The 14,026-nt window shown below is 39.4% G+C and carries 15 protein-coding genes and 1 tRNA gene; 10 read left to right on the top strand and 6 right to left on the bottom strand.

Annotation, left to right across the window (positions count from 1 at the left end; all coding sequences use genetic code 11):
- Nucleotides 1–131 precede the first annotated feature (131 nt).
- Nucleotides 132–782: a PHP domain-containing protein gene (locus K1720_RS10145; protein WP_251949097.1), complete on the top strand. Its 651-nt coding sequence runs from the start codon at nt 132–134 to the stop codon at nt 780–782.
- Here K1720_RS10145 and K1720_RS10150 read toward each other — a convergent pair.
- Nucleotides 777–1,334 (bottom strand): Maf family nucleotide pyrophosphatase, encoded by a 558-nt coding sequence (locus K1720_RS10150; protein WP_251949098.1) that lies wholly within the window; start codon nt 1,332–1,334, stop codon nt 777–779. The two genes, K1720_RS10145 and K1720_RS10150, sit on opposite strands and share 6 nt — an antisense overlap.
- A gap of 103 nt (nt 1,335–1,437) precedes the next feature.
- The gene (locus K1720_RS10155) at nt 1,438–3,246 is read right to left on the bottom strand and encodes a PINc/VapC family ATPase (RefSeq protein WP_251949099.1); all 1,809 of its coding nucleotides are present in this window, start codon (nt 3,244–3,246) and stop codon (nt 1,438–1,440) included.
- Nucleotides 3,247–3,346: 100 nt separating this feature from the next.
- On the opposite strand from K1720_RS10155, the gene minD reads away from it, so the two are divergent.
- The 7 genes from minD to K1720_RS10190 all read left to right on the top strand — a co-directional run bounded on the left by minD (nt 3,347) and on the right by K1720_RS10190 (nt 11,097).
- Nucleotides 3,347–4,069, top strand: a complete 723-nt coding sequence (gene minD, locus K1720_RS10160; RefSeq protein ID WP_251949100.1) for a cell division ATPase MinD — start codon at nt 3,347–3,349, stop codon at nt 4,067–4,069.
- A gap of 11 nt (nt 4,070–4,080) precedes the next feature.
- Nucleotides 4,081–4,824, top strand: coding sequence for an ATP/GTP-binding protein (locus K1720_RS10165; protein ID WP_251950717.1), 744 nt, complete (start codon nt 4,081–4,083; stop codon nt 4,822–4,824).
- A 125-nt stretch (nt 4,825–4,949) separates the two neighbouring features.
- Nucleotides 4,950–6,395: an asparagine synthase (glutamine-hydrolyzing) gene (asnB, locus tag K1720_RS10170; RefSeq protein WP_251950719.1), complete on the top strand. Its 1,446-nt coding sequence runs from the start codon at nt 4,950–4,952 to the stop codon at nt 6,393–6,395.
- 144 nt (nt 6,396–6,539) lie between these two features.
- Nucleotides 6,540–7,706 (top strand): cell wall-binding repeat-containing protein, encoded by a 1,167-nt coding sequence (locus K1720_RS10175; protein WP_251949101.1) that lies wholly within the window; start codon nt 6,540–6,542, stop codon nt 7,704–7,706.
- A 35-nt stretch (nt 7,707–7,741) separates the two neighbouring features.
- Entirely contained in the window at nt 7,742–8,824 is a 1,083-nt protein-coding gene (locus tag K1720_RS10180) for a glycosyltransferase family 4 protein (RefSeq protein WP_251949102.1), read from the top strand.
- Nucleotides 8,775–9,800, top strand: coding sequence for an L-threonylcarbamoyladenylate synthase (locus K1720_RS10185; RefSeq protein ID WP_251949103.1), 1,026 nt, complete (start codon nt 8,775–8,777; stop codon nt 9,798–9,800). The genes K1720_RS10180 and K1720_RS10185 overlap by 50 nt, the downstream gene beginning before the upstream one ends.
- Nucleotides 9,801–9,912: 112 nt before the next feature.
- On the top strand, nt 9,913–11,097 hold the full coding sequence (locus K1720_RS10190) for a hypothetical protein (RefSeq protein ID WP_251949104.1): 1,185 nt from the start codon (nt 9,913–9,915) through the stop codon (nt 11,095–11,097).
- On the opposite strand, the gene K1720_RS10195 is transcribed toward K1720_RS10190, so the two are convergent.
- A complete protein-coding gene (locus tag K1720_RS10195; RefSeq protein WP_256468528.1) occupies nt 11,084–11,302 on the bottom strand; it encodes a winged helix-turn-helix domain-containing protein in 219 nt (72 codons plus the stop codon). The genes K1720_RS10190 and K1720_RS10195 overlap by 14 nt on opposite strands.
- Nucleotides 11,303–11,378: 76 nt before the next feature.
- Entirely contained in the window at nt 11,379–11,795 is a 417-nt protein-coding gene (locus K1720_RS10200; protein ID WP_251949105.1) for a VHS/ENTH/ANTH domain-containing protein, read from the bottom strand.
- Between the two features lie 83 nt (nt 11,796–11,878).
- On the opposite strand from K1720_RS10200, the gene K1720_RS10205 reads away from it, so the two are divergent.
- Both K1720_RS10205 and K1720_RS10210 read left to right on the top strand, forming a co-directional pair.
- Complete coding sequence (locus K1720_RS10205; RefSeq protein ID WP_251949106.1) at nt 11,879–12,586, top strand: nucleotidyltransferase domain-containing protein; 708 nt, start codon at nt 11,879–11,881, stop codon at nt 12,584–12,586.
- 57 nt (nt 12,587–12,643) lie between these two features.
- Nucleotides 12,644–12,721, top strand: a tRNA-Gly gene (locus K1720_RS10210).
- A gap of 60 nt (nt 12,722–12,781) precedes the next feature.
- Here K1720_RS10210 and K1720_RS10215 read toward each other — a convergent pair.
- Both K1720_RS10215 and K1720_RS10220 read right to left on the bottom strand, forming a co-directional pair.
- Nucleotides 12,782–13,024 (bottom strand): AbrB/MazE/SpoVT family DNA-binding domain-containing protein, encoded by a 243-nt coding sequence (locus K1720_RS10215; RefSeq protein ID WP_251949107.1) that lies wholly within the window; start codon nt 13,022–13,024, stop codon nt 12,782–12,784.
- Nucleotides 13,025–13,214: 190 nt separating this feature from the next.
- Nucleotides 13,215–13,979: a minichromosome maintenance protein MCM gene (locus K1720_RS10220; RefSeq protein WP_251949108.1), complete on the bottom strand. Its 765-nt coding sequence runs from the start codon at nt 13,977–13,979 to the stop codon at nt 13,215–13,217.
- Nucleotides 13,980–14,026 lie beyond the last annotated feature (47 nt).

A 14,026-nucleotide genomic window follows, 5' to 3' on the forward strand; every position in this document is an offset into this window, starting at 1 on the left:
ACCACCGACCTTCATTAGAGTAGAATAGTATTTAAACATTGTCAAACCTAAAGTTCAGGGTTTACATTGGATATTTTATCCAAGTACTGCAATACTTTTAAATGTTTAAAATTAAAAGAGAGAGGATTGAAATGATCGATATTCACACCCATACAAGATTTTCAGACGGGATAGGAGACATTCAAGACAATATTGCCGAGGCAGAAAAGAAGAAACTACACATTATTGGAATAAGCGACCATCTGCATTTCTTTTCAAACCACGTGCTAAATTCTTATGTTTCCATTATAAAACAACTGAAAAAAGAAAGCGAGATAGTCGTTCTAGCAGGAATAGAAGCAAACATCCTTCCCAATGGAGTGGATATAACCTCTGAAATCAGAAAAAAACTTGATTATGCCATTGCCTCAGTGCACATGTACTTTACCCTAGGAGGGCACGAAGAGTACCTAAACTTAGTAAAGCTGGCAATCCAAGATGAGAACATTGATATAATCGGTCATTTTGGAAATGTCTTTCCCTACATTGGATATCCCTCTATAGAAGAATACAGAGAAATTGTCGCACTTGCCGAGGAATATGGAAAGGCCTTTGAAATAAGCAGCCGTTATAGAGCACCAGAACTGGATTTTATAAAACTCTGTATCGAGAAAGGAGTGAAGCTAACCTTTGGAAGTGATGCCCATCAAGTCAGGGACGTGGGAAATATTAGCTGGAGTCTAAAGGCTTTTCAGAAAGCAGGTGGTAAAAAAGAGGATTTGCTTTTCTCAGAACTTTTATGAAAGCTTAAAGCCAAGATCTATAAGCTCAAGAATTATTTTTATCGGAAATCCAACGACATTGTAATAATCTCCCTTTATCCATTCAATCAGAATACCACCCTTCCCTTGGATACCATAAGCCCCGGCTTTGTCAAGTGGCTCTCCCGTGGAAACATACCACTCTATTTCTTCATCTTTAAGTTCTCTAAATTTTACCTCAGTGATTTCATACCCTGTAATTTCTTCTCCTTCCCTGACTATGCAGTATCCAGTAATCACTTTGTGAATCTTTCCACTCAGACTTCTAAGCATTTCTTTAGCTTCCTTCTTGTTTCTAGGTTTACCTAAGATCATATTATCCAGAACGACTATTGTATCTGCCCCAATAACTACCCCACCATATCTCGTATAAACATCCAAAGCCTTTCTTTTTGCAACTTCAATAGCATGTTCCACAGGATTTTCAGCAGTAGACTCTTCACTAACCGCGCTAGGGACAATATCAAAACTATCAAAAAACTTTCTAAGTATTTCTCTTCTTCGAGGACTTTGAGATGCAAGTATCAATCTCATCAAAAGGCACTTAAAGAATTAGGAATATAAGAATTTCGGGCGATGAAGACAATTTCGCTAGCTGAAAAATGATGAGTACCCTCGCATCTGAGCCAAAAATAAATTAAGGAGATGCCCAAAGCTCTATTCCTGCTTCTAAAACTCTCCTCAGTTCTCTCCCTATTGGAGTGTTCTTATTAACCTTAATCAGACCTTTTCTCGATGGAGTTGCAGTGAAGATGTATTCATCGCCTGCAAAGAACTTGAGAGGCTTCTTTGCAAAATCCGGTGAAACTCTGAGAACTATTTGCTTTTTCTTTTCTTCAACCTCAACTGTTATTTTCTCGGTTGGCATTTCTGCCATCTTCTCCTCAAAACTTCTGACATCTATGCTTATTCCAAGCTTTTTCTCGATTTCTGTGATTCTTTTGCCCTTTTTGCCTATAATAGTGGGTATATCAAATTCATCTGCATATATTATGGCCTTATGGGGACTTGCAAGCTCAACCTCTGTATAAACATCTGGTAAGAACTTTTTAATTTCTTGTTTAAGTCTTTTTTCTGCCAATTTCATTGCAGGCGGCTTCTCCTTTTTCTTCACAGGTACAACACTTATCTCCTCGCCGTAGGTGTATATCTCGTACTCTAACTCACCAGTTACGAAGTCCCTAACCTCAATTACAGGTCTGGCTAGATCCTCTTCTGTCATTCCGCTGGGAACTTTAACCTTGTACTCGAGAGTTAGAACTTTGCTAACGCCTCCAGCTTTGATGAATATTACAGTATCCACTATTTGTGGAATCATTCCAAGTTCTACCCTTCCAATGAATCTCTGGATAGCGTCTATAGGCTTTGTAGCATGAACAACACCAACCATTCCAACACCAGCAAGTCGTAAGTCCGCATAAATCTGGAAGTCACTTGTTTTTCTCATCTCATCAAATATCGTGTAATCAGGCCTAACTAAAAGAAGGACGTCTCCTGTTTTTTCCATTTTCCCTGCAAGGGCAGTGTATTGAGTTATCTCCTCACTAACTTGAAGATCCCTAGGCTTTTCCATTGTTTTCACAATCTTACCCATGGATGCATAATACTCCGCTAAAGCCTGCGCAAAAGTGGTTTTTCCTTCGCCTGGAGCACCAGCAATCAGAATACCTTCAGCCTTGTCTGTTAAACGCTCTAAAAGCTTTTCTGGAATATCATAATCTTCAATGCTTAACTTGATTATGGGCCTTACTGCCGTTATTTCTATCCTGTCAGCAAATGGTGGCTTTGCTATTACTATACGATAATTCCTAAGCTGCACAACTGTTGCACCAAGCTCATCGAGCTCTATAAATGACTCTGGATCCCTTTTAGCTCTCTCAACTATATCATCCGCTATTTCCTCAAGCTCTACATCAGTTAGTTCTTCATCTTTTATAGGAACTAACCTCCACTGGCCAGGTTTACCCTTTTTGGCCAAAGGTCTTACACCTGCTTTTAGGTGAACACTCATGGTATGTTCGTCAAAGAAATCCTCGAGACGGTGCTTTACTTCCTTTCTGGCCTCTAAATAGATTACTTCAATTCCCTTCGCTATGGCAATGTCTCTCTGTACTTGGTCACCAGTTATAAGGGTCGCATTCAGCTCTCTAGCGACTTCCCTTATCATGTGATCAACTTCTCCCGCCTTAGCTCTCCTTATCTGCCAGAGATCAGGTCTCTCGCCATAGAACTCCAATAGAATTTTATCTCTCTCAGCCAGGCTTCTAAGCTTCTTAAGTTCCTCCAATCCAGTATGACCAATAGCCTTACCTTCATTAGCTTGATGTTCTATCTCAGCAACAACAGCTTCGGGAATAACTACCTTAACTTTCTCATTAATTCTCTCTAAGTATTGGGTTAGTCTCCCATCCACTATAACACTCGTATCAACAACAAATACTTTCATTTTCCTCACCCCTCACGGCGCCTCAACTTGACCTCTCTGTTTATAACCTTTTGGTAAAAGTTCATAAAGGTTTAGTAGGAATTTTATTGGGGGAAAGATTATGGGAAGAATTATCGCAGTAGCCTCTGGAAAAGGTGGAACCGGAAAAACAACAATGATAGCCAATCTCTCCATGGCATTGGGCTTGCTGGGAAAAAAAGTTTGTGCCGTAGACGCGGACTTAACAATGGCAAATCTAACTCTACACTTTGGACTGGAGGATACAACCAAAACTATTCACGATGTTCTAATGGGAGAAATAGACATTAAACAGGCAATTCACACAACCAGATATGAATTTGTATATCTGATTCCAGGGGCATTTGACTGGGAACATGTTGCTAAGGCAGATCCAAGAGATTTACCTGAAGTTATTCCAAAAATAAAGGATGAATTTGATTACGTGCTCTTAGACTGCCCTGCAGGATTACAGATGGATGCTATGAGCGCGATGTTAAGTGGAGAAGAAGTATTATTAATCACAAACCCTGAGATAGCCAGTATAAGCGACACTATGAAAGTTGGAATAATTTTGAAAAAGGCTGGAAAAAATGTTCTAGGATTCATTTTTAATCGTTATGAACCTCATAAAAATGGGATCTCACCCGAGATAGCTGAAGAAATAATGGAATTCCCCCTCCTAGGAATTATCCCTGAGGACCCAAAAGTTAGAGAGGCGGCCCTTAGTGGAATGCCAGTGCTAGTTTATGACCCAGATACAAAGGCTAGCCGAGCAATAATTGAAACTGCAAGGAATCTCATAAAAACGGAAGAAGAATTATAACGGTGGAGGAAGTGATATTGACTTTTGTGGGAACAGCAGGAAGTGGAAAAACCACTTTAACGGCAGAATTTGGAAGGTACTTAGTGGAGAATGGGAAGAAAGTTGCCTATGTTAATCTGGACACAGGCGTAAAGAGGATTCCATACAAAGCAGACATTGATGTCAGAGAACACATTACCGTTGAAGAACTTATGAAAGAAGGATATGGGCCCAACGGAGCCATAGTAGAAAGCTACGATAGACTGATGGCCCATGTAAGCTACTACCTCTCTAGAATACTGGAACTCGAGAAAGAAAACGATTATGTGTTGATAGACACCCCCGGACAGATGGAAACATTCTTATTTCACGAATTTGGGGTTAAGTTAATGGAAAACATGCCTTATCCCCTTGTCATTTATCTTTTCGACCCAACAATACTCCAGAAACCTCACGACTACTGTTTTGTTAAATTCTTCACCTTGATGATAGATCTCCGACTTGGCACCACAACAATCCCAGGGCTTAACAAAGTGGATCTCCTTGAGAATTTAACAGAAATTAAAAAGTATCTAGAAGATGTTGAGTATCTCTCGACTCGTCTAAACCTTGAAACGTCCATGCAATCACTTTTAGCATACAAATTGTGTAAGATTTTATCTGAAGTATCTCCTCCTGTTAGAGTCCTATACCTCTCAGCAAAAAGGAGAGATGGGTTTGAAGACCTCGAAACTGTAGCTTATGAGCATTATTGCACCTGCGGGGACTTGACCTGAGATTCATCAAATTACATCGCAGACAAGTTTTTGTTCATTTATTACCCTAGAAAAATGAACCCCTTTTCAGAAAGAAACAGGGAAAGTTTTTAGCTTCTTCTCTCTTAGAAAGGCTGGTGAGAATAATGTGCTTGATAGCTGGTGGGATGGGAAAAAACCTCAAGATCAAATTAACAACCATGATAAATTCTGGAAAACATAGAGGGAGAGATTCTTTTGGAATATGGACTAATGAAGGAGTATTAAAAAGTGAAGACTTCTCTCAAATTAATGAGATTCCAGATGGTAAAATTGGCCTCTTACAATGTCGTCTTGCGATGACTGGATCAAAAAGCTTCACTCAACCTTTTTATAATGAATTCATCCTAGTCCACAATGGCGAGATTTACAATTACCACCAAATAAGGGCGTTTTTGGAAAACAGAGAGGTTGAATTTGAAAGCGATGTGGATACTGAGGTTATCCTCCGCCTTCTAGAGTTCCTAATTGAAAAAAATACTCCAATACCACAAGCTGTAAAGAAGCTAATGAGGAGTTTAAATGGAGATTACGCAGTGGCCTTCTCAGATAAAAAAGATATTTACCTCTTCAGAGATCCTATAGGGGTCAGGCCATTGTATTATTCTCCTAATGGGTTTTTTGCCTCAGAAAAGAAAGTACTATGGAGTATAGGAGAAAATGCCATTCCAGTAAAACCAGGAGAATTAGTAAGAATTTCCAACGGAAAAATTGAGCAGTTCAAGCTTTTCAATGTTTTGGATATGAAGGGAAGCTTCTTTGACTACAGCACCAGTAAAATGAGCATAACCAGAAGTTTGGACTACTCAATTCGCTTAAGAGGTAGTAGGAAGGTAGGAGTTCTCTTTTCAGGGGGCTTAGACAGTTCATTAATAGCCATTCTCGCATCCAAGTATTCAAAGGAAGTTACTCTTTACACAGCAGGAGCTGAGGGGAGTCCAGACTTAGAGTGGTCAAGGAAGGTAAGTGAGGAATTAGGTCTAAAGTTAAAAGAATACGTTTTTGACCTCGATGATGTGAGAGATGCCGTGCCTTTGGTTATGTTCGCCATAGAGGAGCCGAATGCCATGAATCTTGCAATAGGTATCCCTCTTTACTTCGCAACAAAGCTCGCAAGCGAAGACGGAACAAAAATACTCTTAAGTGGACAAGGTGCAGACGAGCTTTTTGGTGGATACGCAAAATATCTCACCAATCCAAGGATTATGGAAAAGGACCTAACTGAAATGGGGGAGAAAAACCTCGCAAGGGATGATAAGATTGCCATGCTTAACAGCGTAGAAGGAAGATTCCCATTTTTAGACATTAATATGGTCAAAAGTGCACTTAGAGTACCTCTGAAATATAAGATCCACAATGGAACAAGAAAAGCCATCCTAAGAGAAGTGGCCCTTGAACTAGGACTGCCCAAAGAAGTGGCATATAGAGAGAAAAAGGCCTGCCAATACGGAACCAATGCTCAAAAACTCTTAGAGAAGATTGCCAAAAAAGAAGGGCTCAAACTTTCCAAGTTTGCAGAAACGGTCTTTAATGAGGTATTTGAACAAAGATAAACAATTTTAAACCTTTTTTAACCTTCTCACCAGTAAAAACCCTTCTCATAAAAGTAAAGTGAACAAACGAAAACCAAACAAGACGATTTCATGAAAAAAGCTTAAATAGTAGGTTTTCACTAATTATAATTGAGGTGAAAGACCATGATGGTGAAAAAAGGATTTGCTTGGCTGTTTGGGATATTGCTTTTAGCAAGTATGATACCCCTCTCACAAGCACAGGCAACACTCTCAATAGTTATACTTGTAAGTGACAACGAAGCAGATTCAGCACTTGCGGAAGATCTCGCCAGCATTTTAAATGCAACAATAGTCGTGACTACATGGGGAGTTTACGATACAAACGTAACTGCAGAGATAATGAGCTATGCACCAGACAAAGTGATAATTATTGGAGGACCCGACGCAGTTCCAAAAGAGTATGAGACAGACTTAAGTGAGTTGGGAATACCCTATGTAAGATGGTATGGTAAAGACCGATATGAGACCAATCTTGAGGTCATTAAATATGCACTAGAAGAGTACCCAGAACTATTCGTCAATATTAAGATTGTCATCGCTCATGGAAGGGATCTTGGAGCTATTAAACAGGTAAAAGGTATCCAAGGAAAGAAATTTGTTATTTATGTAGATAAGAATCTAACCAACCAAACTGAAATAATCGGAACATTACTCAAAACAAAGACTGTTATAATAATCAAGAGCCCATTAATGGACAATGAAACTGCTGAAATGATAAGAGAGCGCGTGAGAGAAAGGGTTCAGAATGGAAATATAACTGAGGAGGATATTGGAATAACTCCTGAGATGGCATGGGAGGCCATAGAAATAGCAATTAACAGAACAGAGACTGCAAAAGAGATACTAGATAACTTAACAATCCCAAGTGCTACAAAGCTTTTGGAGCTCGCCGAAAAAGAGATACAAATAGCAAAAGAGAGTTACAACGAAGGTAACTATGGAAAAGCATATGGCCAGGCAATAGCAGCCAAAGCCCACGCTGAAGCAGTTATCAGACTGGCAGGAAAAGAATGGAGAAACGTCATGCATGCTAAAGTAGACATACAACTCGAAAGGGAAGTCTACAAGCTTGAGATTAAACTCAAGGTTCTTACAAAAGCTGGAATCGACGTAACTGAAATAAGCGAAAAAATAGAAGCAGCCAAAAATGCAATACAAGCAGGAGATTATGAGGGTGCAAGAGAACTCATTGAACAAGCCAAAAACATGCTCAGAGATGCTTTCATGCAAGGAAGAGGGAAGATGAAAGAAATAAACCTACCAGTTGGAAGAGGTAGGGGTAGGCCATAGAAAGGCTTTTTACTTTTCTTCCATATTTTTTATTCATGAAGATTTTGATAATCGGCCATTATCCTCCCCACAAGGGCGGCATTGCCACTCATACTGAGAGTCTAGTGAAGGAATTAAGAAAGAAACATGAAGTTCACATAATAACCTATGGACCAATAACTCCTAGAGAGTTTGAGAAAGAATTCGTCCACCAAGTAACTGTTCCAAAAGTTTTTGGTTTGAGAGGCATTCTGTTCACTTTTCTTGCTGCTGTTAAGGCCATCAAACTTCATAAAAAATTCAATTTTGATATTATTCATGCCCATTATGTTGGAACCACAAGTTATGCAGGGGTACTTGCAAAAAACAGATTAAAAATTCCGCTTATTATCACAGCTCACGGGAGTGATCTTGATTTTATGTCTAAGCTCCCTCTTGGAAGATATTTTGTTAAGGAAAGTTTGACAAAGAGCGACCTAACAATAACGGTAAGTCACTATCTTAAAAAGCGGGCTTTAGCACTGGGAGCAAACAAAGTAAAAGTAATCCCCAATGCGATAAAAAACCTAAAAAGAAAAAATCTGAAAAGAGAATATATCACTTTTATTGGCAGCTTGACCCTGTATAAAGACCCTGCCACATTCATAAAACTTGCTCGACATTTTCCAAATGAGAAGTTTCTAGTTGTTGGAGACGGGCCACTAAGGAAGGAGCTTGAAAAACAGGCGCCTAAAAATGTAAAATTCCTAGGATATAGAGAAGACATTGGGGAAATTCTCTCAAAAACCAAACTTTTAATTCTTCCTTCTGCGAGAGAAGGGTTTGGGTTAGTTGTTCTCGAAGCCAATTCCCTTGAAGTACCCGTTATTGGTAGGGCTGTAGGTGGCATAAGAGAACTTATTCGAGAGGGCAAAAATGGTTATACCTTTGAGACTTTTGAGGAGCTTGTGAAAAAAGTTGATTCTTTATTGCCAAATAAAAAAGCTTTAAAAATGGGAAAAATAGGGAACACTATCAGTGGAAGATACAATTGGAAGAAAATTGGGGAGGCCGTTGAAGAGAGATATAGAGAGCTTGTCGGTGAGAGATATGACGATAATAATAAACATGCGAGAAGGGGTGGACTGGGAGAAAATTAGGATAGCTGCGAGATTTATTAAAGAAGCTAAGTTAGTTGCATTTCCTACTGAAACCGTGTATGGGCTTGGAGCAGACGCTCTTAATGATAACGCTGTGAAAAAGATATTCAAAGCCAAGGGCAGGCCCCCCGATAACCCTCTTATAATACACATAGCAGATTTTAATCAGATCTATGAACTGGCAAGAGACGTCCCCGAGAGAGCCAAAATTTTAGCCGAAAACTTCTGGCCCGGCCCATTAACAATAGTATTGCCCAAAAAAGAGGAAGTTCCATACGTTACCACAGGAGGCCTAGACACCGTTGCAATACGAATGCCTGCTCATGAAATTGCCCTTGCATTGATAAAATCAAGTGGCCGACCAATTGCCGCACCTTCTGCAAACATTAGTGGAAAACCTAGCCCTACTCTAGCAGAACACGTAGCCGATGACTTCTATGGGAAAATAGAGTGCATAATAGACGGAGGAGAAACTAAAATCGGCGTTGAATCTACCGTGATAGACCTCACAACCGACCCCCCAATGCTCCTAAGGCCAGGAGGCCTCCCTCTAGAAAGAATAAAAAGCATCATCGGCGAAGTTAAAATACATCCTGCAGTCAAAGGAAAGGCCGTAGAGCTTGCAAAAGCTCCAGGAATGAAATACAAACACTACGCTCCAGAGGCGCAAGTAATAATAATCGATGGCGAACGTGAACGAGTTATTAAGAAGATCAAAGATCTTATTGATGAATATAAAAAGCAAGGAATAAAAGTAGGCGTTATGGCAACAGGAGATTTCTATGAGGCAGATGCATATTTCAACATAGGCGAGAGTGAAGAGGAAATAGCTCGCAATTTATTCAAAGCCCTTAGAGAGCTTGATAAAAGTGGAGTGAAGATAATATTGGCAGAAGGAATAGCAGAACGCGGATTAGGCCTGGCCGTGATGAATAGGCTTAAAAAAGCTGCCGGCTACAGAATCATAAAAGTCTAATTCTTCGAAAATTTTACAATTATTAAAGTATCCAATTGTACATGGGAGAAATTGTTAAATATTTTGAAGTAGAAAAACATATGCTAAATCAGAAACTATCGGGGGTGCCCCTTTGATCACAGGTATAATAAGATCTAGTCCTGGAGAGCTGGAACTAGCTGGAAAAACCATGATAACTAAAGGAGAGTTTAAAAAAGGAATAAACCTCCTGATAAAATCTGCGAAAGAGTATGAATTACAAAAACGATTCTTAGATGCTGCTCGTATGTATAGATACATAGGAGATTTAATCCTCAATGTTAATCCCCAGGGAATAAAAGATGCTCGGCCCTTCCTTCTCAAAAGCGCTTATTATTATCTAGATATTTTAGAACGAGAGATTGAGGCCGAGACCCCAAACTTAGAACTCCTCGATGAGTTCTGTTCTAATATTCTAAGAATATTTGAGATCCTAGGTGAAAAGGAGAAATTTGAAAAGTATGCCAAAGAATTCGGAGCTATGTATCAAAACTTGGGAGATACTGAACTCAAAAATGGAAATATTCAGCTAGCCATCCAATCCTATGAAACTGCCCGCAGATACTACAAAATAATTCACCATAGAGAAGGAATAGAGGACACAGTAAGCATCCTTCTTGACCTTTTTGGAAAGGGGGCAGAAATATTCGTAAACAAAAAAGAGTACCAGAAAGCCGGTGACACATTCTTCAGGCTTGGATTTATTGTGAAAGATGTTTTTGGATATGATTCTCATTTCATGGAGCTAATGGAAGACGCTGGGCGAAACTATGAAAGAGCCAGCAAAAACTGGTATGCAAAGGGGGATCTTTACTCCACTGCAAGAATGCTCCTAAATGCAGAGTATTCGTATTTATTGGCTGGCAACACCCACCGGGTAAAGCTTGCAGGACTAAATGCAACCAAAATGTTCTACCAACTTGTGGAAGAGTATAGAAGAGCTAGGTTCAGGGATGAACTTGGTGAAGGCTTGTTAATGCTTTCTGAGGCCCTATTTGGAATTGATAAACTCCTAGATGGTCTTAAAGCATACAAGAGCCTTATGGTAGAAGCTGAAACAACATTGGAACACAAGTACCACATAAGGCGAGCCTTAATGCTCTATCTGGCAGCTAAAGAGAAAAGTAAAAACTACCTAGAGTTTGTGGAGCAGATGGAGTTCTACGCAAAACGAGAAGCCTATGCCCAAGCAATTGAAATAGCAGAACTTGTTTTTGAGACCAGGTATCCAGAAATTAAAAAAGGCCTTCAGAAAGTAGAAGGCCTCAGCCCGGAGTGAGTTTCTTCCGTTTATATCCTCTTCTCCGGGCATCCCTTAAGAAAAATATCTCCTCAACAAGCCCATTTTCTTTCAGAATTTTCAATGCATATCGAACGGTCCTTTCAGAAAGGTTGGTTCTTCTTGCTAGCTCTTTAGAAGATATTGGCTTATCCTCTAAGGCATTAAAGACCTGAAGAGCTGACTTGGGTAAAGCAAAGTAAATCCCCCCTCATCACAACCACCGAAGAATGGTAACACATTGCCTTTATAAGTGTTTTGAAAGAGGCAAAAAGAAAAAATCAAGGCTGCTTTATAGATACCCTAGGCACTGGAATTGGATATGGAATGCGCATTTCCTTTGAGATGAGCATTATCATCGGTGTTACCTCGTTTGTGATGAAATTCACAATCTCTGCAAACATCTCTGGTGGAACTTTCTTATCTCTTTCCCAGTTGTCAAGTATCTCATCAATTTTCTCTTTTTGTGGTGGAAGGTAAAATACCATGCCACTTATCAAAGCACGGGCTATATCTGGCCTATAACCTATTTGATACGTGAAAAGGACTTCGATACCGTTTACCTTACCTGAGGGAGTCTTTATCTCTCCCAATCTTACCTCTTCAATTTTTGGTGAAAGGTTAATCTCCACTTTACTTGCAATTCCTCCCTGCTTTTCCATTTCTACTTTAGTAATATTAATACCAAGTACTGGCATTTTTCCACCTCCTTTCAACAATTACTGTGGAGTTATTAAAAAGTATCGGTGATACTTAAAAAGAATTACACGAATCATTAAGCATGCCAAGAGAAAAAGTTGTGAGAGTGTGGGACGAGAGAGAAGTGGTTTATTCTCCTAAAAAATGGGCAATTTTAAGAGAGAAAAGGGAAAAGGCATTAAAAATAATGGAAAGGCTAGAACAGTTTGATCCCCATGTTTATGGAAGCGTTGCCAGAGGGGACGTGAGAAAAGACAGCGATATAGATATAATCATCCCCTATAAGGTCTCAAGTTTTTTGATTGAACTCAGTCTAGAAGGTATCCCCTTTCACAACAGAAGGATTGTGATGGCCACTCCATGGCATTTAATAAAGGGCCATATTGAGATTGATGAAGAGACAACGGTAACCTTCCCTCTTATCAATCCTACTGACAGAGAATTTGAATTTTATAAATGGGGAGGAATGGTCGATATTTGGGGAGTTAAGACAGATCTAAGAGTTCCTGGAGTTAATAAGAAGCTGATTCTAATACTCCCTACAGATAAAGGGCACATAGAGAAGGAGGTTGTAGGGAGAGAAAGCGAAGTTGCAAAGAGTCTTGGGGTGAGCATTGAGCTTGTTCAGGAGAGAGTAAAGATACTCACGAGAAGGGACTCGATAGGAAGAACAGGAATTTATCTCAATGAAGAGGTGCCCGAGTGGATGAGCTTTGAAGAGGCCTTGAAGAGAATAGCCGATAGAGACCCCAACATTAGAAGAAAGATAAGGGAGAGCGGAGGTATTTAATAACATTTCGGCGAAAGATTTATAAAGCGTCTACAATTGATTATTTACCGAGCTTGTGCGGTGGTAGTCTAGCCTGGCCTAGGACAGCGGCCTGCCACGCCGCGGGCCCGGGTTCAAATCCCGGCCACCGCACCATTCTAATTTCACGATGATTTGTGGAACTTCCTCACCCAAGAAGACCCATCTCGCAATTCTTCAACAGAATTGTGACTTGTTAATGCCCATCTCGTTCATAACACCGACCAATTCTTCTTCCGGTGTGGTGACTTTATAACCTTTGGTTATTAAATATTCATAAACTTTTGTACGCTCTCCAAGTATGTCTCTAAGTTTGTAAACTTGAACAACAATCAATTCAACAATATCACCTGAAGATAACTCTGACTCGTTTCTAACTTCTCCAGGGATTGTAATTAAACCCTTAGAACTAAGTTTCACTACAATATAGGTCTTTTTAGTGTGTTTATTTTATTGTCGACGACTTCAAATGATCCTACAATAACTTCAAGCAAGTCTCCTTTTTCAAGTTGAATATTTCCCGATTCTTAGCAGGGACGACTAATTGGCCCTTAACGTTTATACTTGTTATGAAATTTTACTATAGGCTCAATGACATCTTGTTCTTTTGTCATTTTTGTCCCTCCGTTTTGGTTTGTTTGGTTACGTGGTTGACTTCTAGGAGTTTTTCAAAGGTGATTGGAGATCTTTTTTCTTTTGATACTAGACGTAGGATTCCGGTTACTATTATCTTATCCTCGGTGGATACTGTATCTACTAAATCGTCCAACAGAATCGCTTTTATTTTTGTTCTCTTATCTGAGGGATCACGTATCCAAATTTGTTGGATGTCTAAAAATTGGCTTTCATTAGTGTCAATTTCGATTTCTTTACCCCCACAAGCTTCACATTTCTTTGGTTTTATTGCATTGCCAAACGGTTTTTGAATTCTAATCATTATGTTGCCACAGTCTTTGCACACAAAGGCTATTCTTGGAGCGAATATATCTATTCTTCCTGTTTTTGCAACGATTCCCTCAACTTGGACGAATTTATTTCTATGTTTAATCCCAAGTTCTTTGACGGAATATGTTTTGAGTAGCTCATAAAAGCGGGCATGAATTTTTGGAGAGTTTTTCTTAAAGAATTCTTCTTGGATGACTATTTGAATGGCATCTTCAGCAGCCAAAATAACATCCTCTGGATTTTCAAGAAGTTCTTCAGCGAGCTCTGGATTAAATGCATTTAAATGTTCCCAATTTATTTCCATTGAATGTTTTGGAGAAGTAGTCAAGATCTTTGTCAGTTGATTAAGGTAAATTAGGTTCTCGTTTTCATCCAAGTATTCTTTGAAAAACTGGACAAATTTGTCTATTATTTCTTCTTGCCTACTCATGCCTTGATGCCTCCTAGTGGCATATAACCAAATTCTGTTATAATCTA

Source organism: Thermococcus argininiproducens (assembly GCF_023746595.1).
Classification (GTDB): domain Archaea; phylum Methanobacteriota_B; class Thermococci; order Thermococcales; family Thermococcaceae; genus Thermococcus_A; species Thermococcus_A argininiproducens.

What these genes read in the sequence shown, in the direction of transcription:
- minD (WP_251949100.1), top strand. Translation starts at nt 3,347, where the DNA reads ATGGGAAGAATTATCGCAGTAGCCTCTGGAAAAGGTGGAACCGGAAAA.
- K1720_RS10205 (WP_251949106.1), top strand. Translation starts at nt 11,879, where the DNA reads ATGCCAAGAGAAAAAGTTGTGAGAGTGTGGGACGAGAGAGAAGTGGTT.
- asnB (WP_251950719.1), top strand. Translation starts at nt 4,950, where the DNA reads ATGTGCTTGATAGCTGGTGGGATGGGAAAAAACCTCAAGATCAAATTA.
- K1720_RS10150 (WP_251949098.1), bottom strand. Translation starts at nt 1,334, where the DNA reads ATGAGATTGATACTTGCATCTCAAAGTCCTCGAAGAAGAGAAATACTT.
- K1720_RS10180 (WP_251949102.1), top strand. Translation starts at nt 7,742, where the DNA reads ATGAAGATTTTGATAATCGGCCATTATCCTCCCCACAAGGGCGGCATT.
- K1720_RS10200 (WP_251949105.1), bottom strand. Translation starts at nt 11,795, where the DNA reads ATGCCAGTACTTGGTATTAATATTACTAAAGTAGAAATGGAAAAGCAG.
- K1720_RS10155 (WP_251949099.1), bottom strand. Translation starts at nt 3,246, where the DNA reads ATGAAAGTATTTGTTGTTGATACGAGTGTTATAGTGGATGGGAGACTA.
- K1720_RS10220 (WP_251949108.1), bottom strand. Translation starts at nt 13,979, where the DNA reads ATGAGTAGGCAAGAAGAAATAATAGACAAATTTGTCCAGTTTTTCAAA.
- K1720_RS10145 (WP_251949097.1), top strand. Translation starts at nt 132, where the DNA reads ATGATCGATATTCACACCCATACAAGATTTTCAGACGGGATAGGAGAC.
- K1720_RS10175 (WP_251949101.1), top strand. Translation starts at nt 6,540, where the DNA reads ATGATGGTGAAAAAAGGATTTGCTTGGCTGTTTGGGATATTGCTTTTA.
- K1720_RS10185 (WP_251949103.1), top strand. Translation starts at nt 8,775, where the DNA reads ATGACGATAATAATAAACATGCGAGAAGGGGTGGACTGGGAGAAAATT.